Origin of the sequence: Streptomyces roseus, assembly GCF_001044425.1 — a bacterium.
In the GTDB taxonomy this organism is placed as follows: domain Bacteria; phylum Actinomycetota; class Actinomycetes; order Streptomycetales; family Streptomycetaceae; genus Streptomyces; species Streptomyces roseus.
In genome coordinates this window covers 1-22,367 of record NZ_LFML01000051.1, presented here as the reverse complement: position 1 = coordinate 22,367, position 22,367 = coordinate 1, and the positions used below count along the sequence as shown (strand labels likewise).

Below are 22,367 nucleotides of genomic sequence, written 5' to 3'. Positions count from 1 at the left end.
GCCCTGTCGCTCCGTTCCGTCCGGATCGCCGTCATGTCGGAGCGGGCACGCCGTGCGCCTCACACCACGAGTACGATGCTCCGCTCCGCCGAGAAGGCCCCCCAGTTGCCGTCGGGCAGCCGTGCGCGCAGCTTGAGCGTCCACCGCGTGCCGGCCGGCTCGGTCACGGTGAGCCGGTGCTCCACCCGGGCGGCACCGGAGGCGGGCACGGCCCCGGCCCCGAACTGGATGACGGTGACGGGCCTTCCGTTGACGTGGAGTTCGTACTCGGCGGTCGGGCGGCCGGTGTCCGGGGCGGTCCAGGTCAGCGTGACGGCGCCGGGGGAGGCGGTCGCGGTGAACTCGGTGGGCGCGGTGCCCGGGCCCTGTCCGGCGGAGGGCGGGGTGGTCACGTCCACCGGCGGACCGTCGGGGGAGGAGTTGTCCGCCCCGTCGCGGGCCCGGACGGTGAAGGTGTAGACGGTGTCGGGCTGGAGGCCGGTCAAGGTGGTGGCGGTCTCGCCGGGACCCGCCGTGTGGATCCGTACGCCGCCCTGGTAGACGTCGTACGCGGTCACGCCGGTGTCGTCGCTCGCCGCGGCCCAGGACAGCGTGGCGGACCGCGGCCCGTCCGCCCGGCCGGTGGTGCGGGCGGGGGAGGCCGGTGCCTGGTGGTCCTCGGCCTTGGCGGCGGGGGTGGTGGCTGCGGCGGAGGCGCTCGCGGCGGAGGTGTTCCCGGCGGCGTCGCGGGCCCGGACGGTGAAGGCGTAGGAGGTCTGCGGGGTGAGGCCGGTGACGTCCACCATCGTCTTGTCGGCCGGGAGTTCGCGCACCAGCCGGCCCGCCTGGAAGACCTGGTAGTTGGTCACCGCGTCGGCCGGGGCCGCCGCCTGCCACATGACGTGCACGGAGGTGGCGCTGCCGGCCTGGGCGGTGATCCCGGCGGGGGCCGCCGGGGGCGTGGTGTCGGCGGCGGTGCAGGCGGTGAGCCCGGTGCCGGCGAGGCAGAGGGCGAGCAGGGGGGCGGTGCGTCGCACGGGGGCCTTCCTCGGCTTCCGCTTCCTCGTAAAGGTCTAGACATATATGGCACGGCTGCGGGCGGTGCGGCAAGACCCGTGCGGCGCGGGGCCTCGATCCGGTCCTGCTCGCGCGCCGGCGCGACCGTACGACCCACCGGGACGAGATCGTCAAGCACTGATCTCCCGTCACGGACGGTCAACACCCGTACGGCGGACACGGGTTTCGCCCGAATCCACCCCCTCCTGCGCCAGTATGGGCGCCGCTCTCAGGAGGTAACGATGGTGATCTCGCTCTCCGTGGTCGTGCTGCTCCTCGTTCTCGCGTGGATCTTCATGCGCAGCGGCGGCCTCAAGTTCTCCCACGCCCTCGTCTGCGTGCTGCTCGGCTTCTACCTCGCGAGCAGCAGCATGGCGGCGACCATCCACGACGGCGTGACGGCCACGGCCGAGGTGGTCTCGGGCCTGCGCCCGTAGGCGGTGCCTTTCGGATCGTGGCGGGCAGGGCCGGTTCCGGCCGGATCGATCAACTGTTGCGCCTTCATGAATCATCCGGCTCCTCCATGGACTCCTCGGGCCGTGCGATCTAGCGTCTGGCGGCGGCGCGATGTCATACGCACTGTCAATAAAACTGAAGAGAACGGAGGAAGTCCGGATGTTCCGAAGAGCGCTGAACTGCGCCGCGGTCCCCGCCCTCATCGTGTGCACCGCGATGTACGGGACCTCCCCGGCACAGGCCGCGGAGATACCCCAGGCACCCGGCCACCGCCTGGTCAGCCACTACGAGGGCGCCCCAGCGGCCGCCGCCCCGCTGCCCGGCGAGGCCCCGCCCCAGCACCCCTTCCTCGCGCCCAACGGCCGCAGCGGAATGCACTCCGACGCCGGGGGCAGCGCCACCTCCCCCTGGTCCGGGCCACTCGGCAAGAGCCCGCAGGTCAGCAGCGAGAAGATCGCGGCCCTCGGCGGCGAATGCGCCACCGCCACCTTCGACGCGGGCGGCCGACTGGTCACGGTGTGCGGCACCTTCACGGGCTTCAAGGTCAAGCTCCTCGATCCCCGTACGCTGGCCACGCTCGCGGAACACCAACTCGCGCAGCGCTCCTCGACGGTCGAGGCGATCACCACGCTCGACTTCTCCAAGATCTTCAAGGACACCTCGGGCGGCGCCTACTTCTACCTCGACGACCAGGACCGGGCCGTGCTGGCCGACTCCCGCCAGCACATCCTGCGCCTCTCGCACTCCCGGCAGCCGGACGGCAGCTGGACGTTCGACGTCGACGACGACTGGGACCTCACCGGCCAGGTCCCGCACGACTGCGTCACCTGGACCAACCTGCGCCCCAGCGGTACCTGTGACCCCGTCACCTCCGTGATGCCCGACTGGAACGGCCGCATCTGGTGGGTCACGCGCCAGGGCCGCGTGGGCACCGTGGATCCGGGGACCGCGCAGATCCGCTCGGTCCGCCTGCCGGGCGAGGAGATCCAGAACTCCTTCTCGGTCGCCGAGGACGGGGTGTCGATCGTCACCGACCACGCCCTCTACAGCTTCCGCGCCGCCGCCGACGGCACCCCCGAGGTGCAGTGGCGCCAGACGTACGACCGCGGTACGGGAACCAAACCCGGATCCGTGAACCAGGGTTCGGGCACCACCCCGGACCTCTTCGGAGACGGCTACGTCGCCATCACCGACAACGCCGACGACCGGATGAACGTCCTGGTCTACCGGCGGGGGACGGACGTACCGGACGACCGGCGGCTGGTCTGCAAGGTCCCGGTCTTCGGCAGCGGCGCGTCCACCACCGACAACTCCCTGATCACCTGGGGCAACAGCATCGTCGTCGAGAACAACTACGGCTACGAGAACCTCACCAGCCTGCTGCTCGGCAAGTCGGTCGTCGGCGGGGCCAGCCGGATCGACGTCCGCGCCGACGGCAGCGGCTGCGACACGGTGTGGCAGAGCGCGGTCCGCTCCCCCTCCGTGGTCCCGAAACTGTCCACCGCGAACGGGCTGCTCTACTTCTACGAGAAGGAGCCCAACGCCTGGGGGATCGACGCCTGGTACCTGACGGCAGTGGACTTCCGCACCGGCGAGCGCCGCTGGCGGCAACTGACCGGCACCGGGCCGCTGTACGACAACAACTGGGCGCCGATCACGCTCGGACCCGACGGCACCGCGTACGTCGGTGTCTTCAACGGCATCGTCGCCGTGCGCGACGGCGGCTGACGGAGACCGGCCGGGCCGGCCGCGGCGGCATCCGCGGCGACCGGCCCGTCACTCCCCGGGGCGCCACAGCGGGTGTTCGCGCTCGGCCCAGGCGCGGCCGACGGAGCCGGTCCGCAGTCCCCGGCGCGCCTCGGGGTCGCCCAGGGCCTTGCCGATGTGCGCGGCGAGCACGACGGCGACGGTGAGGGCCAGCCAGTCGTGGACGAAGGTGGCCGCCGTGCGCTGGACCAGCGGGACCAGTCCGGTCCACCACATCAGCATGCCGGTGCCCGCCATCACCAGCACCGCCCCGGCCAGCCAGCCCGCGTACACCTTCTGCCCCGCGTTGAACTTCCCGGCGGGCCGCCGGGTCACCCGGTCGCGCCGCAGGGCGGCCCGCAGCCAGACCCGGTCGTGCGGCCCGAACCGGCCCAGGCGCCGCAGATCGGCGCGGAACGCCCGCGAGGCGAGCCCCAGCAGGAACGGCACGACGAGCAGCAGGCCGGACCAGACGTGGACGGTGACGACGAGGTGGCGGCGGCCGACGAGTTCCGCGAGAGCGGGCAGGTACAGACAGGCGGCGGTGGCGACGCACAAGCCCATCAGCGCGGCCGTGGACCGGTGGATCCACCGCTCGCCGCGGCTGAACCGGCGGATCCTCCCGGCAGGCCCGCCGGGCCCCGCGTGCTCGGTGTGCTCGGTGTGCCGCGGCACCGGATCAGACGGTCGGGGCATCGTCGCGTCCGTTCGAACGGCCGACCCAGGCGTCGACGTCGTACCCGAGGTTTTCCCAGTAACCGGGCTCCACGTCACGGGTGAGGGTGATGCCGGAGAGCCACTTCGCGGACTTGTAGAAGTACATCGGGGCGACGTACAGGCGGACCGGCCCGCCGTGTGAGTGGCCGAGCGGCTTGTCCTGCATGCGCAGCGCCACCATGACGTCGTCCCGCCGGGCCTGCGGAAGGGTCAGGGACTCGGTGTACGTGCCGTCGAAGCAGGTGAACCGGATGGCCCGCGCCTCGGGACGCACACCGGCGGCATCGAGCAGCCGCGTCAGCGGGACCCCCTCGAAGGGCGTGCCCGGTACCCGCCAGCCGGTGACGCACTGGACGTCCCGTACGACCCGGGTCTGCGGAAGGGCCCGGAGCGCGTCGAGGGTGTACGTCGCGGGGCGCTCGACCAGGCCGTCGACGGTGAGCCGGTAGTCCTCGGGGCCGCGCTCGGGGACGGAGGAGGCCACCGAGTAGTAGCGGAACCCGCCGCCGTTCGGCAGCAGGCCGGTGAGACCGGTGGGGTCCTTGGTGGAGGCGGCGCCGAGGACGGCTTCGAAACCGCTCTGGAGGTAGGGGGCTGCGACCAGTCCGGCGGCGCCGAGCCCGACCATGCCGAGGACCAGGCGGCGCCCGACCGGCGCGCCCCGGCCGTCGGGATCGGGATCGGGATCGGGGCCGGGGTCCGGTGGCGGCGGCGCGGGTACGGCATCGGGTGCTGGGCTCACATCCCGATTCGACCACCGCCGCCGCCCCCGCACCAGGCCCGGCGGCCCTCCGTCAGACTTCCGTCACACCTTGCCGGGCGGACACGGGTGGCTGCCGGAGGTGCCCGGTAGGGTGCCGGTTGATCAAATCTGTTCATCGGACCATCATCCAGGGAAGCGGCAGCCACGGTATGAGCGCGTCGAGAGCCACCGGACACCCCGGGCAGGGGGGCGTGCCGGGCGGCGACGCCCGCCTGGCCGCCCTGGACGGCGTCCGGATCCTCGCCGCGCTGGGCGTCCTGTGCTACCACTACCTGGCCCTCGACAGCGGCTGGGGAGAACCGGCCACCTCCGTCTTCCCCGTCGCGAGCGCCTGGGCGGCCTACGGCTGGCTGGGCGTCGAGATCTTCTTCGTCGTCAGCGGGTTCGTCATCTGCATGAGCGCCTGGGACCGAGGTGTGGGCGAGTTCGCCGCCTCCCGCATCTCCCGCCTCTTCCCCGCCTATTGGGCGGCGGTCCTGTTCACGGCCGGGATCCTGTTCACCTGGCCGGAGGTACGCGGGGTCAAGGCGTTCAGCGACGTCGTGGTGAACCTCTCGATGCTCCAGGGCGGCATGAAGGTGCCCCACATCGACGACGCGTACTGGACCCTCTTCGTCGAGCTGAAGTTCTACGCCCTGTTCGCGCTGGTCGTCGTGCGCGGCCTCACCTACCGCAACTGCGTGGTCTTCTGCACGGTCTGGACCGTGGCCGGGGTGGTGGCGCCCACCGCGGACAGCGGAGTGCTGTCCTTCTTCGCGATCCCGACCTTCTCGCCGTACTTCATCGCGGGGATCGCCTTCCACCTCATGCGCCGCTTCGGCCCCAATGCCGTCCTGTGGGGCATCGCCGGCCTCCAGTTCGTCCTCGCGCAGGGCCACGTCCAGGGGCGCATGATCAGCAACCTGGGGCGCGGCCTCGCCGCGCACACGCCGGTCTGGCCCGCGCACGCCGTCATAGCCTGCGGGTTCCTCGTCATGGCGGGGATCGCCCTCGGGGCCTTCGACCGCGTCCGGTGGCGCTGGCTGGGCCACGCCGGAGCGCTCACCTACCCGCTCTACCTGATCCACATGATGGCCGGGCTGACGTTCATCCACCACTTCCGCCACCAAGTGCGGCCCGTCCCCCTCGTCCTCGGCGTGACCGCGTTCATGGTGATGCTCGCCTGGCTCGTGCACCGGCTGATCGAGCGTCCCCTGGGCCGCCGGCTGCGCACCGCCCTGCGGCGCGCCGTGCACGACATCCGCCGGATGTCCGCGCGCCCGCCGGCGGTCCCCGCGGTCCCCGCCGCGCTCCCCGCCGTCCCCGGGGTGCCGGCCCAGGCGCCGGCGCCCGAGGCGGAGCGGGTCCGTACGAGCGGGCGCTGAACCGCCCGCCCCGGTGCTCGGGACTACGCCTTCCAGAAGAAGACGGCCGTCATCCGCTTCTCCTCCAGGGTCTGCCCCCAGTAGCCGGTGGCGCTGTGGATCAGGTTCGCGGAGTAGAGCAGCAGGCGGTTGGCGCGGTGGGGGACCCGTACGTCCTCGGTGAAGGAGTCCGGGGCCACGAAACGGGTGCCCAGCGCGTCGACCAGGTTGTTGTGCGGCGCGATCACCTGGTTGCCGCCCAGGGCCCCACCGGGAAGGCTCTGCCGGTAGAAGCTTGTCCCGCAGTCCTTCGGGACCTTCGGGTTGAGGTAGAGCACGGCGGCGTAGCGGCACAGGCTCCGTGAGTCGGTGTGCGGGCGGGGCTCGGACTCGCCCTCGCCGACGACCTGGACGCAGTTGTGGTTGAAGGTCCCGCCGCCCCCGGGCCGTTCGGCCCAGATCTTCGGCGCGCCGGTCGACTTGCGCACCAGCCGCTCCACCAGGGCCAGTTCAGCGGGCTCCAGGCCCGGCATCGCGCGCAGCCCCGGCCAGCTCTCGGGCTTGTGGGGGTAGCCCTCGGTCCAGTCGTCCTTGGCCAGGCAGCGCTCGCGCACGGCGTCCGGATCCGGCAGTACGTCGTCCAGTACCCAGTAGTCGCGCCCGCGGGTCGGCTTGCGGTACGGGAGGACCGGGAGGGGAGGAGGTAGGGGCATGGCAGGGACGGTAGCCACCGGGCCCGGCCGGGCTCGCTCCGGAAGCAGTCAACGTTGCGTCAAGTGTTGACCATGGCAGGGGGATCGCCGGGACACGCCCCCGGGCGCCCACCGCCGGGCGGCCCGGGTGGTTCACTGGCGGGATGCCGCTCGAAAACTACGGAGTGCTGTCCGGAACCCTGCACCGCCACTTCCGCGACCGCCCCGATGACCAGGGCCGCTGGTTCCACGTCCACCTGGAGGTCGACGCGCCCGCCGGACGCTACGAGTGCGCCGTCGACGTGGACAGCAAGCACTCCGCGATCGGGGTGCAGTGGAAGGTCTTCACCCTGCACGCCTCGGTGCTCGACCCCGTCGCCTCGCCCGCGCCCGGCTACCACGACCTCGCCCGGACCTCCGGATCCGGCGCGCTCGACTACCTGCGGCACCCGGCGCTCGCGGACCGCCCAGGCTGTCTCCTCGGCGGTCATCCGCCGCGCTGGTTCCAGCGGATCCTGGACCGGCTGAATCCGCCCCGCCCCTGGGTCTCGGGCTCGTACCTGGAGGCCTCGGCGGCGCTGGAGCCGATCCTCGTCACGGGCCGGCCGGTCCTGGTCTTCGGCGAACCCTTCGACGAGGGGCTCGGCATGCACAACGTCCACCAGAACCAGGGTGATCCGTACGGCAGCCAGTGGTGGCCGGACAACGGCATCTGGCAGGACGGGGCCACGCTGACCCGCCGCCCGGACGGCCTCTTCGACGTGTTCGTCTCCCGGTTCTCCAGCCAGAAGGAACCGACCGACGACGACGGCCACCCGCTCTGACCCGCGGCGGGCGTCCCGGGGAGCATCGTCACCGTGCCGTCGGCGGCCCGGCAGGGCGAGCCGCCACCGCCGCGCAGGCCGCCGCCAGGGGCAGTTCCGCGCAGAGCGCCAGGGCCAGCGCCGCCGCCCGGGCGCTGCCCGGAGCAGCGGTGATCACGTCGAACCAGGCGTCCATCAGCAGCAGCGCGGCCGTCGCCGCGGCCAGGGGCGCGGCCCGCGGATCGTGGCGCCCCAGCAGCAGGCCCGTACCGCTCAGCCCCACGGCCAGCACGGCGTCCAGCCCGACCCAGGCCGTCGACCAGTTGGAGACCTCCGCGGTCTGCGGCAGCGTCTTCGCCAGCACCACCATCCACGGGAGCAGCGCCACCCCGGCGCCGGTGAGCAGCGTGGCGAGGCGGGGCCGGGTGGTGCGGCGGGTACCGAAGCGCGGGGCGACGAGGGTCATGGCGGAGGAGCTCCTTCCGGCCCCGGCGGTCCGTCCTCCGGGTACGAAGATCACTCTGGTCGCCCGGGGGAGCGCAATCACTGGCGGCACCGTCCGAACCGGGGGTGGCACTGGCTACACCCCCGGCCGGGCACCAGGATGATGGAGCGGCCCTGACCAGTGCGATTACCGTACGGCCATGGGAATTTCCGGAGCGCTGCGGCGTACCACGCGCTGGAGCGCCGCTCATGCGCCGTGGTCGGCCTGGGCCTGGCGCACCACCGCGTTCACGGCCGCCGCGATCCCGATGGCCCTGCCGGCCGCGGCCGCACTCGTGTTCTTCAAGGCCGCCCCGCTCGTCCTGCTCGTGGCGCTGTTCCTGACCCCGCTCCTCACCCGGCTCCAGCGCAGCCGCTTCCGCGAGCTGCTGGAGCGGGAGATCCCGGCCGTCGCGCACGGGGACCGGCCGCTGCGCCCGCGGGCGTTGCTCGCACGGCTGCGCTCGGAGTCGACCTGGCGGCAGTACGGCTACCACCTGCTGGTCAGCCCGCTCGCCGCGATCGGCGGGGCGGCGATCGTCCTGGCCTGGGCGTGCGGGTTCGCCGCGGCCGCCGTCTACGGCTGGTCGTGGCTACTGCCCCTCGAGCACGGCGGCCCCGGCTGGACGAGGAGCTACGACGCCGTCACCGCGCTCGGCGCCCTGCTCCTGCTCGCCACGCCCTGGCTCGCCGCGGCCCTGGCCCGGCTCGACTCCCTCGCCGCGGCAGCGCTCCTCGGACCCAACCGGTCCAAGGAGTTGGAACGCCGCGTCGAGGACCTGGCCGAGAGCCGGGCCGGCGTCCTGGACGCCGCCGACCTCGAACGCCGCCGGATCGAACGCGACTTGCACGACGGCGCCCAGCAGCGGCTGGTGGCCCTCGCCATGAACCTCGGCATCGCCCGCGCCACGCTCACCGACCTGCCGCCCGAGGCCAAGGCCGTGATCGACGAGGCCCACCGCGAGGCCAAGGAGGCCATCGAGGAGCTCGGCAACCTCGTGCGCGGCCTGCATCCGGCGGTCCTGGAGGACCGCGGGCTCGACGCGGCGCTCTCGGGGATCGCGGCCCGGGCGCCCCTGCCCGTCGAACTGACCGTGGAACTGGCCCGGCGTCCCGGCCCCACCGTCGAGGCCGTCGCCTATTTCGTCGTCTCCGAGGCCCTCGCCAACGTCGCCAAGCACGCCCGGGCCGGCCGCTGCCGGGTGGAGGTCCGGCGCGCCGGCGACCTGCTGCGCATCACCGTCACCGACGACGGGGTGGGCGGCGCGGACGCGGCCCGCGGCACGGGACTGGTGGGCCTGCGCAAACGCGTAGGGTCGGTCGACGGAACCATCCTGATCAACAGCCCCCTCGGGGGCCCGACCGTCGTGACTGTGGAGCTGCCGTGCGGGCTGTGATCGCCGAGGACTCGGTGCTGCTGCGAATAGGGCTGGTCAAGGTCCTCGAAATGGCCGGATTCGAGGTGATGGCGGAGACCGGGGACGCCGAAGCCCTCCTCGCCGCCGTCGCCGAGCACGAACCCGACCTCGCCCTGGTCGACGTCCGCATGCCGCCCGGATTCACCGACGAGGGCGTGCGGGCCGCCCTGATGATCCGCAGGCAGTGGCCCGCCACCTCGGTCTTGCTGCTCTCGCAGTACGTGGAGGAGCGGTACGCCGCCGATCTGCTGACCGCTCGGGCCGGGGGCATCGGGTACCTGCTCAAGCAGCGGGTCGCCGACGTCGAGGAGTTCATCGACGCCGTCCGGCGGGTCGCCGCCGGCGGAACCGCCCTCGACCCGCAGGTCGTCGCGCAGCTGCTGCTGCGCCGGGGCGGCGCCGACCCGCTGGAGCGCCTCACACCGCGCGAGCGGGAGGTGCTCGCGCTGATGGCCGAGGGCCGTTCGAACGCGGGGATCGCGGCGCAACTCGTCGTCGGTGAGAGCGCCGTCGCCAAGCACATCAACAACATCCTCGCCAAGCTGGACCTGCCGCCGGCCGACGCCGACCACCGCCGGGTGCTCGCCGTCCTGCGCTTCCTGGACGGCAGCTCGTGAGTGGCGGAGGCGGCGGGAGCGGGGGCGGCAGCGGGAGCGCGGGCGGCGCCCGGCGCCCCCGGCGTACGACCTGGATCGCGGTCGCCGCCCTGAGCGGCGTGCTCGTCGTCGCCACCGCCGCCTGGCAGGTCTGGTCGTACGCCTCCACCGAGAGCGGGACGCTGAGCGGCGGCAGCGGCGAACGGCCGGTGACCGCCGTGGAGATCGACGCCGGCGGCGCCGAGGTGCGCGTCACCCCCCGCCCCGACGGCCGGGTGGCCTACGAGGCCCGGGTGCGCTGGTCGACGGGGGCTCCGAAGATCGAGGAGAGCTGGCTCGGCGACACCTTGAAGCTGACCCCGCGCTGCCCGGCGGTCGCGGAGTTCGTGGCGTCCGGGATCGGCTGCTCGGTCGACCTGGGCGTCACCGTGCCCGCCGGGATCCCCGTGAAGGTGACGGCGGGCTCCGGGACGGTGGTGATCAGCGGGCTCGGCGGCGCCGTCGACGCCGAGGTGGGTGCCGGGACGCTGCGGCTGAGCGCGCTGCGCGGGCCGCTGCGGGCGGCCATCGGCTCGGGCTCGCTCGAAGCCTCGGGGCTCAGCTCGCCGCAGGCGGAGATCCGCGCCGGGGCCGGGTCGGCCACCGTCGGCTTCGCCGCGCCGCCGCAGCGGGTCACCGCCCGGGCGGGCGCCGGGGCGCTCCGGCTCACCGTGCCCGGGGCCACCCGGTTCCGGGTCACGGCCCGTACCGGGTCGGGACGCCTGGACGTCGCGCCGGGGATGGACGACCCCTCCGCTCCGGGCCGCCTGGACATCTCGGCGGACACGGGCCGTGCGGAGGCGGGCTACTGAGGGGTGCGACAGCGCCCCGCCGGCGGCCACGGCGCGATGCCGTGGCCGCCGGTGCGGCCGGCCGCGGTCAGCCGCGGGGCGGGACCCCGGAGGGGCGGCCCCGGCCGCGGGTGAGGGAGTAGCCGAAGATGCCCGCCAGGGCCCCGAGGATCCCGCCCGCCGCCGTCCAGATCCAGCGGTCGGACCACCGGCCTCCGGACCAGCCGTCGGCCGGCTCGCCCGCCGCCGCCTGCTGCGCCGGAGTCCCGGGCCCCGCCTGGGCGGTCTTGCCGATGCCGGGTACGAGCGGCTTCGCGAGGGCGCCGTCCACCGCGAAGGCGCCTCCCGTGTCCCGGGTGGAGGCCTCGACCTCGGCCCGTACGGGAAGACCGAGGTCCTCCTGCGCCACGCCGACCACCGTCAGGCGGACGTAGTAGCTGCCGGGCAGCGGGTCGTTGGCCCACGGCTCCGCACCCGGGCGCACGGTGCGCAGCGTGCAGGAGAGCTCGACCGAGGCGGCCTCCTTGGCCGCCGCTGCCTGCTGCGTGCCGTACGTACAGGCCTGGCGGCGGCGCAGTCCGTCGTAGACGTCCAGCTGCCAGGCCGAGGCGCCGTGCCGGTTCGCCGCCGGCGGCAGCTTCACCGTGGCCTTGACCGTGGCCCGCTGCCCCGAGTCCAGCGGGAGCACCCAGTACAGGTAGTCGCCCGTGGAGGCATCGGCCGTGGCCCGCCGGCCCGGCTGGATCGCCGTGGCGGTCCGGAAGCCCGTGCCCGCCTCGGTCGGCCCGGAGTCCTTGCCGCCGGGGCTCGCGCTCGTACTCGCGCCCGCCGACGGAGTGTCCGCCAGGGCTGCGCCCGCCGTGCCGAGCAGCCCCGCGGCGGCGAGGGCGGCGGCGGTCAGTATGCGTACGGTACGCATCAGTTGGTCCTCCAGACCGAGATACGCCAGCGGGAGATCCAGCCCCACAGGACACCGGCGACGAGACCGGCGAGGACCAGCACGCCGATCAGCCACCAGCCGCGGCCGAGACCGAACGAGGCCGCGTCCGAGGCGTCGTCGGGTCCGTCCACCACGTCGATGGTGAGCTCGACGGGCAGGCCCGGCGTGGTCTTCACCGAGGCGGGAGCCGAGAAGGAGTTGCTGACCTGGAGGCAGACGGTCTCCACCGCCGCCTTCGCGTCGCCGTCCTTGTCGGAGCCGTCGGCTTCGGCCTTCGGATAGCGCAGACCGGTCGAGATCATGTCGGTGCGCCCGTCGCCCGCCTCCGAGCCCCGGACGATTTCCCGGCCGTGGACGGTCGTCGCCCGCAGCATGACCCCGTAGTCGTTGTTGACGGCCCGGTCGGCCGCGACGCTGACCGAAGCGCGCAGCTCCTGGCCGGGCTTGACGTCGACCCGGTACCAGCGGTGCTCGCCGAAGGCCTCGCGGTCCGTGTAGAGGCCCGCGCCGAGCTGCGGGGCTCCGGCGCACTGCTTGGCGCCCTCGGTCGCCACCGGGGTGACGACCGGGGTCGCCGCCCGGTCCACCAACTGCTTGACCCGGCCCGAGAGTTCGGCGGTGTGCTGCACCGAGGTGTAGGTGCCGCCGGTGGCCTCGGCGATGCAGATCAGCTGGTTGCGCGTCTTGGCGTCGGGGACGAGCCCGAGCGTGTCGATGACGAGGTGGATGCCCTGCGCCGCGATGTCACGGGCCACCTCGCAGGGGTCGAGCGGGGCGCAGGTGTCCTCGCCGTCGGTGATGAGCACGATCCGCCGGGTGGCGTCGCCGCCCTTGAGGTCGTCGGCCGCGCCCAGCAGGGCCGGCCCGATCGGCGTCCAGCCGGTGGGGGCCAGGGTGGCCACCGCCGTCTTCGCCTCGGTCCGGTCCAGCTTGCCGACCGGGTAGAGCTGCTTGGTGTCCTTGCAGCCGAGCTGCCGGTCGTCACCGGGATAGGTGGCCCCGAGGGTCCGTATCCCGAGCCGCACCTCGTCCGGCGTGGCGTCCAGCACCTCGTTGAACGCCTGCTTCGCCGCGGCCATCCGCGACTTGCCGTCGATGTCGGTCGCCCGCATCGAGCCGCTGACGTCGAGGACCAGCTCGACCTTGGGGGACTCCTTCGCCACCGGTTCGCCGGCGGCGGCATTCGCCGGGAAGAGCCCGACCGCCAAAGTGGCCAACAGGCCGCAGGCCCCGGCCGCCACCCATTTTCTTGTGATCATCGCCGGATCGTATTGAGGATCCGCCCCCGGGACCAAAACGCTCCCGACCTGCCGCCCCCGGCGGGCGCGGCTACGCTGGGGACGGGGGGATGGTCAGGAGTGCCCCGACGGAGGCGATCCCATGAGACGACGCCATCACTTCCACATCGATCACGCGGGGCACTCCGTCAGCGCGACCGTCGAGACCGGCCGCCGCGTCGAGGTGGAGATCCTGGTCGACGGCAAGGAGACGGGCCACGGCACCACGCACCACGACCGGCCCGTCACCGTGCAGGTGGAACTCCCGACCGATCCGCCGACGGCCGTGTCCGTACGGGCGACCCCCGGCCCCGGCGTCCCGCGCTGCCTCCTGGAGGCCCCGGACGCCGTGCCGCAGGTGATGTCCCCGCGCCGTTACTGACGCGGGGACACCGGGCGGGGTCAGCTCGCCTGGAGGGTGACGTCGTCCACGACGAAGGAGGTCTGGAGGGACTGGTCCTCCACGCCCTGGAACTGCAGGGTGACGGTCTGGCCGGCGAACCGGGACACGTCGTAGCTCTTGAGCACGTAGCCCGGGGCCGCGTCCAGGTTGGACAGGGTCTCCAGGGTCTGGCCGCCGACCGAGACGGTGAACCGGTCGTAGACCACGCTCTCGTTCTCGTCGGTGTCGATGTGGAGGTAGAAGGCGAGCCTGGCCGTGGCGCAGCCGGCCGGGAGCGACAGAGACTGCGAGGCGCTGTCGGTGTGGGAGGCGCCGTACCCGTTCAGCCACGCCATGTACGCGCCGCTGTGCGAGATCTGGCCGGACTGGTTGGTGACGACCCCGGTGGTGGCGGTCCACGGGCTGCTGCCGTTCTCGAAGCCGCCGTTGACCACGACCTGCTTCGGGGTGCAGGTGCCCCCGCCGCCGCCGACTGTGAGGGTGTAGGTGGTGCTGTGGGCGACCGTGCCGGTGCCGGTGACGGTCAGGGTGTAGGTGCCGGCCGCGGTGGCCGCGCCGACCTGCACGGTGAGCGTCGAGGAACCACCGGATTGCACGGAGGCGGGGCTGAGCGTCGCGGTCACCCCGGACGGGGCGCCGGACACCGACAGGGCGAGCGTCTGCGGGCTGCCGCTCACGGTGGTGGTGTTCACCGCGGAGGTGACGCTGGTGCCCGGGGTGGCGGAGCCGGCGGTCGGGGAGGTGGCGATGGAGAAGTCCTGCGCCGGGGTGTCGCCGCCCACGGCCTGCTTCCAGATCGCGTAGGCGACGCCGTCGGCGCTGCGGTCCAGCACCGTCGCGTTGATGTTGTTCGCCGTGTCGCAGGAGCTGTGGTAGCAGGAGTCGTACGCCGCGTTCGCGGTCCCGCCCCACTTGGTGGCCTGCGCCGAGGTCTTGCGGGCGCTGGCGCCGGCCGCGTAGCCGGACGTCGGGATGCCGCCCTGCTGGAACGAGTAGTCGTCACTGCGGCCCTGGCCCTCGGTGTTCTCCTCGGGGGCGAGGTTCAGCGAGGCCCAGTACGCCTTCAGCGGCGCGGCCGTGGCCGAGTTGAGGTTGTTGATGAAGTAGCCGCCGTTGGGCGAGCCGACCATGTCGAAGTTGTAGTAGCCCTTGATCGCGGCCTTCTCGGCGCTGCTGAGCCGGCTCACGTAGAACGCCGAGCCGTTCAGGCCCTGCTCCTCGTCGGTCCACCAGGCGAAGCGCACGTGCTTGGTCAGGGTGGGGTTCTTCTGCGCGAGGACGAGCGCGTTCTCCAGCAGGGTCGCGGAGCCCGAGCCGTTGTCGTTGATGCCCGGTCCCGCCGAGACGCTGTCGAGGTGGGCGCCGAACATGACCGTCTGGTCGGCCGGGCCGCCGGGCCAGTCCGCGATCAGGTTGTTGGACGGGTAGGTGCAGGAGGTGCAGCTCTGCTCGGTGACGGTGAAGCCGGCCGCCTGCAGCTTGCCCTTGATGTACGCCACGGACTGGGTGTGACCGGCGCTGCCCGCACGGCGGTTGCCGCCGTTCTGCGAGGCGATCGTGTTCAGCTGGGCCAGGTGCGCCTGCACGTTGGCGACGTTGATGTTCGGCGGGTCGTTCCCGGGCTGGGTGCCGCCGACGTTCAGCGCGTAGTCGACGGTGTGCGCGACGCCCGGTCCCTGGCCCTTGACCGTGATCGTGGAGGCCCCGGGCGCAGCGTTGGCCGTGGCGGACAGGGTCAGCGTCGAGGACTGGCCGGACTGCACGGTGGCCGGGTTGAAGGAGGCGCTCACCCCGGACGGCAGGCCGGTGGCCGTGAGGGTCACCTGCTGGGCCTGGCCGGAGGTGGTGCCGGTGGTCACGGTGGTGGTGACCGAGGCGCCCTGCTGGACGGTGCCCGAGGCGGGGTTCAGCGCCATCGAGAAGTCGTCGTTCTGCCCGCTCGGGGTGCAGGTCGGGTCGCCGGACTGGGCGGGCACGCTGATCGCGTCCCAGGCGGCCTTGGTCTTGGTGAAGAGGTTGCAGGTGGCCGGGTCGAGGGACTTGGCGGCGCTGAGGGTGGCCGTCCGGTACTTCTTGTAGGACATGCTGCTGGTCTTCAGCAGCATGCCGCCGTAGAAGATCTTGCCGGCGGTCTGCACGCCCACGCCGGTGACCGTGGACTGGTTGCAGGTGGGGCTGGCGGGCTTGCCGCCGCCCGGGTTGCTGCCCTCGGCCAGCAGGTAGAACCAGTGGTTCAGGGGACCCGCGGCCGCGTGCACCTCGGTGCCGGGTATCGCGGAGCTGTAGCAGTTCGGGTCGTTGTTGACGGCCGACGGGTTGTACATGTTCCGGATCGGACCGTTGCCCGTCAGGTTGATCATCTCGCCGACGGTGTAGTCGGGGGTGTCGTACGGGGCCGGCTCGTTGGCGTAGACCTCGGTCAGCGCGCCGAAGATGTCGCCGGTGCCCTCGCCGAGCCCGGCCTCCTGGCCGCTGGTGCCGCCGGGGGTGTTGGAGTCGATGGCGTGCCCGTACTCGTGGCCCACCACGTCGATCCCGGCGATCCACTCGTTGGCGTTGTTGTGCCCGATGGTGACCGAGCTGCCGTCCCAGTAGGCGTTCAGGTCGCCCAGGCCCACCTTGCCGGGGAAGCTGCGGCCGTTGCCGCTGACGCCGTTGCGGCCCAGCCACTGGCCCAGCATGTCCCACTGCTTCTGAGCGGCGAACATCAGGTCCGTGCAGCCGGTTTCCTTGGACGTCGCGTTGCCCGTGCCCCAGGAGTCCGAGGACTTCGTGAACACGCTTCCGGTGCCGTAGTCGGCGCAGCTCAGGCCGGGCCGGTTCGGGTCGCGCAGCGAGTAGGAGCCGCCCGAGGCGGTGGTGTCGATGGTGAGCGGGTTCGGGCCGTTCCACTTGCTGGTGCCGCTGCCCGCCACGACCTCGTCGTGGCGGTCGACGACCTTGCCGGTGCGGGCGTCCACGAAGACGTGCAGTTTGCTGGGCGCCGTCCTGGTGCTGCCGGAGAGGACGGTCTCCCAGGCGAGCACCTGCCTGTCGTCCTTGATCTTGACCACGAGCCGGCTGTCGAGCACCTTGTCGACCTTGGCCAGCTCCGCGCGCGAGGTGGCCTCGGCCGCTTTCGCGCCGACGGAGGGGGTGGTGGCCACGTCGATCGCCGTGGCGGAGGCCGACTGGACGGCCCGTACGCGGCCTTCGCCGTCGGCGAGGACGACCGCGTCCCCGCCGACGACCGGCAGACCGCGGTAGCTGCGCTCGTAGGAGACGGAGTACAGGTCCTGCACCCACGGGGTGACCAGGCGCCGGTCGTACTGCTGCTGGGCCGAGTTGACCAGGGTGTCGAGGCCGCTGCGGACCGCCGCGTCGGCGGCCGCGACCGCGCGCTCGGCGGGCGTGGCCCGAGGGGAGGGCGCGGGGGGCTGGGCCTGTGCCGTGGCGGACGCGGCGGTGGCCAGCGTGCCGGCGAGGCCGGCCGTCAGCGCCAGGGCCGCCACGGAGGCCATCCATCTGGTGGGCTGCAAGAGTCCACTCCGATCGTGTGTGGGGGGATTGCGGGTGGGTGTTGGCGCCGAGTATGGGCGTGGACATGGCGAGATTGGGACATCCCTGCGCCCATAAGGTCCGCGTTATGGTGCCGTGGGGTCACGCTGCGTAAGCTGCCGGAATGCAGCTGGAGTTGAGGCATCTGCAAGCCGTGTGCCAGATAGCGGAGTCCGGCAGTCTGGGGGGTGCGGCCCGGCGGCTGGGAGTTTCCCAGCCCGCGCTCTCGGCCCAGCTGCGCAGGATCGAGCGGGTCACGGGCGGTGAGCTCTTCGTCCGCGGTCGCAGCGGCGTCGAGCCCACCCCGCTGGGCCAGTTCGTGCTCGCCAAGGCGCGCCGCGTGCTGACCGAGATGGAGAGCCTGGGCGCCGAGAGCCGCGCGATGGCGACCGACACGCCCCTGCGGCTCGGCTGCATCCTGCTCGTCCTCATCGACGGTCTGCTGGCACGGACGGACCTCGTCCTGTCCGGGCGGGAGATGACCGTGGACGTGGAGCACTCCGTGACCGCGCTCGTACGGATGCTCGGCGCCGGACAGTACGACGTCATCGTCTACGGCGAGGTCAACGACCACGAGGTCGCGCTGCCCCAGGGGGCCCTGGCCCGGACCCTGGTGCCCAAGGAGCCCTTCTGCATCCGCATGTCCACGCGGCACCCACTGGCGGGACGGGAGGTCCTCGACCTCGCCGAACTGGCCGGCGAGCAGTGGATGACCCTGGTCGAGGACGACGACGGCGGCCCCGAGGCACTGGTCGAGGCCTGCGCGAAGGCCGGCTTCGCCCCCTCCCTGCGTCACCGGATCACCGACCGCAAGATGCGCCACGACCTGGTGGCGGCGGGCCGCGCCATCTCCCTGACCCAGCCCACGGCCCCCGCGGTGGAGGGCACGGTGATGCGCCCGCTGCTCGGCACCCCGATCACGGGCCGCATCCGGCTCGCCTGGAACCGCTCGGCGGTCTCCGCCGGACAGGCCGACTCCCTCTACCGCGCCGCGGCCGGCGCGTACCTGGCCAACGTCGACAACAACCCCTTCCACCGCGCATGGTGGAACGCCCACCCGGAGGCCCACCCGGTCCTCGGCTGAGCACGTGCCTCAGGGGAGCGCGGGCCCCAGGAGCGGCGGGCCGGGGGAGGACGGCAGCGGCACTTCCTGGACGAGACCGGCCACGTGGTCGGAGACCATGTCGAGGATCGCCGCCGCCGCGGCCGTGTCGCCGAGGACGAGGAAGTTCAGGGTCAGGCCGTCCGTCATGGCCGCCAGATAGCGGGCCAGCACGGGGACGGGAACGCGCAGTCCGGTCTCCATGCGGAGGCAGACCTGTTCGAGCAGCTCCGCGTAGGTGGCGCAGTACAGCTCGTGCTGGCGCCGCGCCAGGTGCTCGAACCCGGGCTCGCGCAGGGCGTACTGGGTGAGTTCGTACGTGAGCATGTGCTCGGCCGGGTGGGTCCGGACGTGGTCCCAGTAGGCCTGGAAGCCGGCCCGCACGGTCTCGCGGAGGGTGGTGCGCGGCCGGATCGCCTCCTTGACCACGGTCAGATAGTGCTCGGTGATCGTCTCTATGACCGCTTCGAGCAGCGCCTGCTTCGAGTCGAAGCAGTAGTGGAAGACGCTCAGCGAGACGCCCGCCTCGGCGGCGATCGACCGGGTCGTCGTCCGGGGGACGCCGTCGCGGGCCATCGCGCGGATCGCCGCCTCGGTGAGCTGCCTGCGCCGCTGCGCCAACGGCATCCGTGCCATGCGGAATCGGTTCCCTTCGTACGGGCGGACAGACGGCCGAGGCCGGGACCGGAGGGATCGGACGAGCCGATCCTCCCGGCCCCGGCCTGCGGGAGCCGCTGCGGGCCGTCAGCTGCCGTAGACGCCGACCTCGTGCAGGGAGTAGCCCCACTGCGTGCCGCGGCCCACGCCGTGGACGCGTACGTAGCGGGCGGGCACCCCGGCGAACTGCGCCGTGTCCAGCCCGCCGTCACCGGTGGTCGTGGACCAGACGGTCTGCCAGTTCACGTCGTCGGAGGAAACCTCGATCCGGTACGACCTCCCGTACGCGCGCTCCCAGTCGAGGGTGACGCGCCTGACGGTCGCGGGGGAGCCGAGGTCGATCCGCAGCCACTGGTCGTCGCTCCAGTCGCTCGCCCAGCGGGATCCCTTGTCACCGTCGACGGCCTTGCCGGGCGCGTAGCTGACGAAGGGGTTCCACTCGGCGGAGCTGGCCGAGGCGGGAGCGCCCGCGGCGAGGTTGACGCCCGCCTTGTGCTGCTCGGACGCCCCCCAGGTGTGCAGGTAGGACTCGGCGCCCTTGAAGAGGTCGTCCACCACGCCCTGTCCGCCGACGAGCCGGATGTCCTCGATCCAGTCGGGGACCAGGCCGTAGTGGGCGGCGCCGTCGGTGTTGAGGTCCCAGGTGCGCTGCCCCGTGGTCTGCCGGTCGATGACGGAGCCGCCGTCGGCGCTGCGGAACGGGTACTTCACCGGGTTCGGGGTGTCGGCGCCGCGCGGACCCGGCCAGCCGCCGACCCCGTTCATGTCGGTGCCGTACCCGTAGCCGACCTGGTACTTCTCGCGCAGCGCCTTCGTACGGGCGGCCTCGCCGCTGAAGCCCTCGGCCCCGTTCATGTACTGGGCGGCGAACCCGCCCAGCTTGTAGAGGCGCTCGGTCCAGCCCAGGTCCATCCAGCTGTGCGAGGAGATCACGCCCGGGTAGGACTCGGATTCGAGGATGTCGAAGGCCCGGCCGGCCGCCTTGACGCTCATGTGGTCGACCTCGAGCATCATCTTGCGTTTCATCATGCCGCGCACGGCGTACTCGCCGAGGTCGGTGAGACCGCGGGAGTTGCACTGCGCGTCGGCCGCGTACGAGGGGACCGCCACCCCGGCCGGCAGCTCCTTCTGCGCCCCCGGCGCGGGCGCCAGGCCGATCGGGTTGTCGTGCTGCGGGCCGCTGCACTTCTCGGTCTTCCAGAAGGTGCCGGTGGACAGGAACTGTCCGACGTTGATCGCCGTGCCGAGCGCGCCCTCGTCGAAGCGGACCCCGCACAGGGCGTTGTCGAACTTGTGGCAGAGGAACATGCTGCGCACGCCGAGTCGGTACAGCTCGTCGAGGCCGCGGTCGACGTCCTCCTTGCTGCACTGGGAGACGTCCAGGATCTGCTTGCAGCCGAAGGGCTCGGAGGTCTCGACCCCGAGCACCACGGCCAGCTTGCCCTGCCGGATGACGTCGCGCGCCTGCGCGGAGTCGGTGACGATCCGGAACCATCCCTTGCCCGGGCCGCCGTACATCTTGTCGATGAACGCCTGCATGTCGTACGTCTTCTGCGCCTCCAGGCGGATGGCGGTCATCTCGTCGCAGCCGCGGTCCTTGAAGAAGTAGACCGAGCAGATCACCCCGTTGGTGACGAGGTCGTTGACGAGGACGCGCTGGCCGCCGCGCCAGGCGCGCTCGATCCAGGCGTAGTAGTTCTGCTGGTGGGTCAGGGAGTCGTGGGCGGGCCAGTCCTTGAACGTCGGCCAGCCGTTGGGGTCGTGCTTGCCGTCCCCGCCCTTGGTGATGAAGTCGAAGATCGCGAGGGAGCCGTCGGGGTAGTGCTCGGGGCAGTCCTTGAGGGCGTCGGCCACGCCCTGGTCGGAGAAGGCCTTGCCGCAGATGAGCCGGCCGCCGAAGCCCTCGTTGGACATGATGTGGTCGTGGGCGTCGACGAAGCCCCGGACCTGTCCCTTGGCGTCGGTGCCCTTGAACGGCTCGCCCGTGACGTTGATCTGGGAGTCGGGCGCGGGCCGCGCGGTGGGGTTCCACCAGCCGGCATCGGCCTCGGCGGCCGCGCCGGGCGCGGGGCCGAGGGCCATGGCCACCATGGCGAGGAGGAGGGCGAGCAGCGCGAGGGGCCTGCGCCTTCGGTGCGGGACTCGGGTCATGGTCATCACTCACGTCATCGGTCGGCGGATGGCGCGGTCGAGGACGCAGACCGTCTGAGGGAGCCGGCTGATTGTCATGTCCCGCGCAGGCAGTGTGACGAGAATGGCTACCGGCGGTAACAGAGTCAAGGGTCCGGGACGGATGACCTGATGGAAGGTCAGGTGCTGGGCCGGGGTGGTCCGGGGGAGCGGCGCGGTCCGGAGGAGGGCCGCGATCCGGGGGAGGGCCCCGGCCCGGTTACCCGGTCCCCTCGCCGAGCACCGCCGCGACGCCCTGGGCGAGGCAGGGGATCCGGTGCGCGGGGATCCCCGCGATGTTGATGCGCCCGGCCGTCGTCCCGTAGATGGCGAAGCGGCTGCGCAGCCGCAGCATCTGGCGCGGGGTGAGCGGCAGCATCGAGAACATCCCCTTCTGCCGCGCCAGTACGTCGGCCTGTTCTCCCCGGCCGAGCGCGGTCAGCTCCGCGGTCAGCCCGCGCCGGTTGTCCTCGATCCGGGCCCGCATCCCGTCCAGCTCGGCGCGCCACAGGTCCCGCAGCCCGTCGTCCTCGAGGATCGCCGTCACCACCGCGGCCCCGTGCTCGGGCGGCATCGAGTAGAGGGTGCGCGCCGCGTTCTGCAGCGCCGTCTCCACGTGCCGCAGCGACTGACGCGAGGCCCCGAGGACGACGGCGCAGCCGGTCCGGTCGCTGTACAGCCCGAAGTTCTTCGAGCAGCTGACGGCGACGAGCATCTCGGGCACCCGCTCCGCGAACAGGCGCGTGGCCGCCAGATCGGCCTCCAGGCCGTCGCCGAGCCCGTGGTACGCGAGGTCCACGAAGGGCACCCAGCCGTGCTCCGAAGCGAGTTCGGCCACCGCCTCCCAGGCCTGCGCGGTCGGGTCGACGCCGGTCGGGTTGTGGCAGCAGCCCTGGAGCAGGACGACGTCGTCGCGCCGCGCCCGCCCGAGGTCGCGCAGCATGCCCTCCGTGTCGAAGCGGCCCTCGGCGTCCAGCCAGCCGTAGGTGCGCACCGTCAGCCCGGCGGCCTCCAGGATGGGCCGGTGGTTGACGTACGCCGGGTCGCTGATCCACACCGTGGTGCCCGGCCGGGTCCGGCAGATCAGATCGGCCAGGAGCCGCAGCGCGCCGCTGCCCGCGACGGTCTGGACGGCGACGGCCCGCTCGGCGGCGCCGCCGGAGCCCAGGACCATGGACAGCATCGCCCGGTTGAAGGCCGTGTTGCCGGAGAGCCCCCGGTACTCCTTGGAGGCGGAGCGCTCCGCCAGCCGTATCTCGGCCTCGCGCACCGCCGCCATGACCGGGGTGCCGCCGGTCTGGTCCCGGTAGACGCCCAGCACCAGGTTCAGGCGCTCGGGCCGGGCGTCGGCGCCGTACGCCTCGGTGAGGTCCCACAACGGGTCGACGGGCGGCGGGAGG

The 22,367-nt window shown here is 72.7% G+C and carries 20 protein-coding genes; 9 read left to right on the top strand and 11 right to left on the bottom strand.

The genetic code is table 11. The features are described from left to right. Positions 1 to 59: 59 nt before the first annotated feature. A complete protein-coding gene (locus ACS04_RS13470) occupies positions 60 to 1,016 on the bottom strand; it encodes a fibronectin type III domain-containing protein (protein WP_053080764.1) in 957 nt (318 codons plus the stop codon). Between the two features lie 261 nt (positions 1,017 to 1,277). On the opposite strand from ACS04_RS13470, the gene ACS04_RS13465 reads away from it, so the two are divergent. Both ACS04_RS13465 and ACS04_RS13460 read left to right on the top strand, forming a co-directional pair. Further along, complete coding sequence (locus tag ACS04_RS13465) at positions 1,278 to 1,472, top strand: hypothetical protein (RefSeq protein ID WP_048476820.1); 195 nt, start codon at positions 1,278 to 1,280, stop codon at positions 1,470 to 1,472. Positions 1,473 to 1,650: 178 nt separating this feature from the next. Further along, positions 1,651 to 3,219 (top strand): hypothetical protein, encoded by a 1,569-nt coding sequence (locus ACS04_RS13460; protein ID WP_398023616.1) that lies wholly within the window; start codon positions 1,651 to 1,653, stop codon positions 3,217 to 3,219. 48 nt (positions 3,220 to 3,267) lie between these two features. Here ACS04_RS13460 and ACS04_RS13455 read toward each other — a convergent pair whose 3' ends face one another. Continuing rightward, a complete protein-coding gene (locus ACS04_RS13455; RefSeq protein WP_078864736.1) occupies positions 3,268 to 3,933 on the bottom strand; it encodes a cytochrome b/b6 domain-containing protein in 666 nt (221 codons plus the stop codon). After that, positions 3,917 to 4,696: a molybdopterin-dependent oxidoreductase gene (locus tag ACS04_RS13450; RefSeq protein WP_063839260.1), complete on the bottom strand. Its 780-nt coding sequence runs from the start codon at positions 4,694 to 4,696 to the stop codon at positions 3,917 to 3,919. Before ACS04_RS13450 ends, ACS04_RS13455 begins: the two co-directional genes overlap by 17 nt. A 170-nt stretch (positions 4,697 to 4,866) precedes the next feature. On the opposite strand from ACS04_RS13450, the gene ACS04_RS13445 reads away from it, so the two are divergent. After that, the gene (locus ACS04_RS13445; protein WP_048476817.1) at positions 4,867 to 6,081 is read left to right on the top strand and encodes an acyltransferase family protein; all 1,215 of its coding nucleotides are present in this window, start codon (positions 4,867 to 4,869) and stop codon (positions 6,079 to 6,081) included. 23 nt (positions 6,082 to 6,104) lie between these two features. Here the strand turns inward: ACS04_RS13445 and ACS04_RS13440 are convergent, their stop codons facing one another. Beyond that, entirely contained in the window at positions 6,105 to 6,773 is a 669-nt protein-coding gene (locus tag ACS04_RS13440; protein WP_048476816.1) for a DUF6445 family protein, read from the bottom strand. Positions 6,774 to 6,916: 143 nt separating this feature from the next. Between ACS04_RS13440 and ACS04_RS13435 the strand changes: the two genes are divergently transcribed. Further along, positions 6,917 to 7,576 (top strand): DUF2278 family protein, encoded by a 660-nt coding sequence (locus tag ACS04_RS13435; RefSeq protein WP_048476815.1) that lies wholly within the window; start codon positions 6,917 to 6,919, stop codon positions 7,574 to 7,576. A gap of 28 nt (positions 7,577 to 7,604) precedes the next feature. Here ACS04_RS13435 and ACS04_RS13430 read toward each other — a convergent pair whose 3' ends face one another. Then, positions 7,605 to 8,021, bottom strand: coding sequence for an LPXTG cell wall anchor domain-containing protein (locus tag ACS04_RS13430; protein ID WP_053080763.1), 417 nt, complete (start codon positions 8,019 to 8,021; stop codon positions 7,605 to 7,607). A 178-nt stretch (positions 8,022 to 8,199) separates the two neighbouring features. Between ACS04_RS13430 and ACS04_RS13425 the strand changes: the two genes are divergently transcribed. Genes ACS04_RS13425 through ACS04_RS13415 form a run of 3 tightly spaced genes read left to right on the top strand, consistent with a single transcriptional unit; the run spans position 8,200 to position 10,903 of the window. Next, positions 8,200 to 9,435: a sensor histidine kinase gene (locus ACS04_RS13425; RefSeq protein ID WP_048476814.1), complete on the top strand. Its 1,236-nt coding sequence runs from the start codon at positions 8,200 to 8,202 to the stop codon at positions 9,433 to 9,435. Then, on the top strand, positions 9,423 to 10,073 hold the full coding sequence (locus tag ACS04_RS13420) for a response regulator (RefSeq protein ID WP_048476813.1): 651 nt from the start codon (positions 9,423 to 9,425) through the stop codon (positions 10,071 to 10,073). Before ACS04_RS13425 ends, ACS04_RS13420 begins: the two co-directional genes overlap by 13 nt. After that, the gene (locus ACS04_RS13415; protein WP_048476812.1) at positions 10,070 to 10,903 is read left to right on the top strand and encodes a DUF4097 family beta strand repeat-containing protein; all 834 of its coding nucleotides are present in this window, start codon (positions 10,070 to 10,072) and stop codon (positions 10,901 to 10,903) included. Before ACS04_RS13420 ends, ACS04_RS13415 begins: the two co-directional genes overlap by 4 nt. Before the next feature lie 67 nt (positions 10,904 to 10,970). Here ACS04_RS13415 and ACS04_RS13410 read toward each other — a convergent pair whose 3' ends face one another. Together ACS04_RS13410 and ACS04_RS13405 are read right to left on the bottom strand one after the other, a co-directional pair. Further along, positions 10,971 to 11,801 carry a hypothetical protein gene (locus ACS04_RS13410; protein WP_048476811.1) on the bottom strand — a complete coding sequence of 277 codons (831 nt, stop codon included), beginning with the start codon at positions 11,799 to 11,801 and terminating at the stop codon, positions 10,971 to 10,973. Next, on the bottom strand, positions 11,801 to 13,081 hold the full coding sequence (locus ACS04_RS13405; protein ID WP_048476810.1) for a VWA domain-containing protein: 1,281 nt from the start codon (positions 13,079 to 13,081) through the stop codon (positions 11,801 to 11,803). Before ACS04_RS13405 ends, ACS04_RS13410 begins: the two co-directional genes overlap by 1 nt. A 121-nt stretch (positions 13,082 to 13,202) precedes the next feature. Here ACS04_RS13405 and ACS04_RS13400 point away from each other — a divergent pair, with 121 nt between their 5' ends. Continuing rightward, positions 13,203 to 13,481 (top strand): hypothetical protein, encoded by a 279-nt coding sequence (locus ACS04_RS13400; RefSeq protein WP_048476809.1) that lies wholly within the window; start codon positions 13,203 to 13,205, stop codon positions 13,479 to 13,481. Between the two features lie 20 nt (positions 13,482 to 13,501). On the opposite strand, the gene ACS04_RS13395 is transcribed toward ACS04_RS13400, so the two are convergent. Continuing rightward, complete coding sequence (locus ACS04_RS13395) at positions 13,502 to 17,002, bottom strand: M28 family peptidase (RefSeq protein WP_107438600.1); 3,501 nt, start codon at positions 17,000 to 17,002, stop codon at positions 13,502 to 13,504. A gap of 161 nt (positions 17,003 to 17,163) precedes the next feature. Between ACS04_RS13395 and ACS04_RS13390 the strand changes: the two genes are divergently transcribed. Continuing rightward, complete coding sequence (locus ACS04_RS13390; protein ID WP_048476808.1) at positions 17,164 to 18,123, top strand: LysR family transcriptional regulator; 960 nt, start codon at positions 17,164 to 17,166, stop codon at positions 18,121 to 18,123. A gap of 9 nt (positions 18,124 to 18,132) precedes the next feature. Here the strand turns inward: ACS04_RS13390 and ACS04_RS13385 are convergent, their stop codons facing one another. The 3 genes from ACS04_RS13385 to ACS04_RS13375 form a co-directional block, all read right to left on the bottom strand. After that, on the bottom strand, positions 18,133 to 18,777 hold the full coding sequence (locus ACS04_RS13385) for a TetR/AcrR family transcriptional regulator (RefSeq protein ID WP_048476807.1): 645 nt from the start codon (positions 18,775 to 18,777) through the stop codon (positions 18,133 to 18,135). Between the two features lie 108 nt (positions 18,778 to 18,885). Beyond that, positions 18,886 to 20,955, bottom strand: a complete 2,070-nt coding sequence (locus ACS04_RS13380) for a galactose-binding domain-containing protein (RefSeq protein WP_398023622.1) — start codon at positions 20,953 to 20,955, stop codon at positions 18,886 to 18,888. A gap of 232 nt (positions 20,956 to 21,187) precedes the next feature. After that, on the bottom strand, positions 21,188 to 22,367 hold a 1,180-nt coding region (locus ACS04_RS13375; protein WP_063839259.1), incomplete at its 5' end, for an amino acid aminotransferase.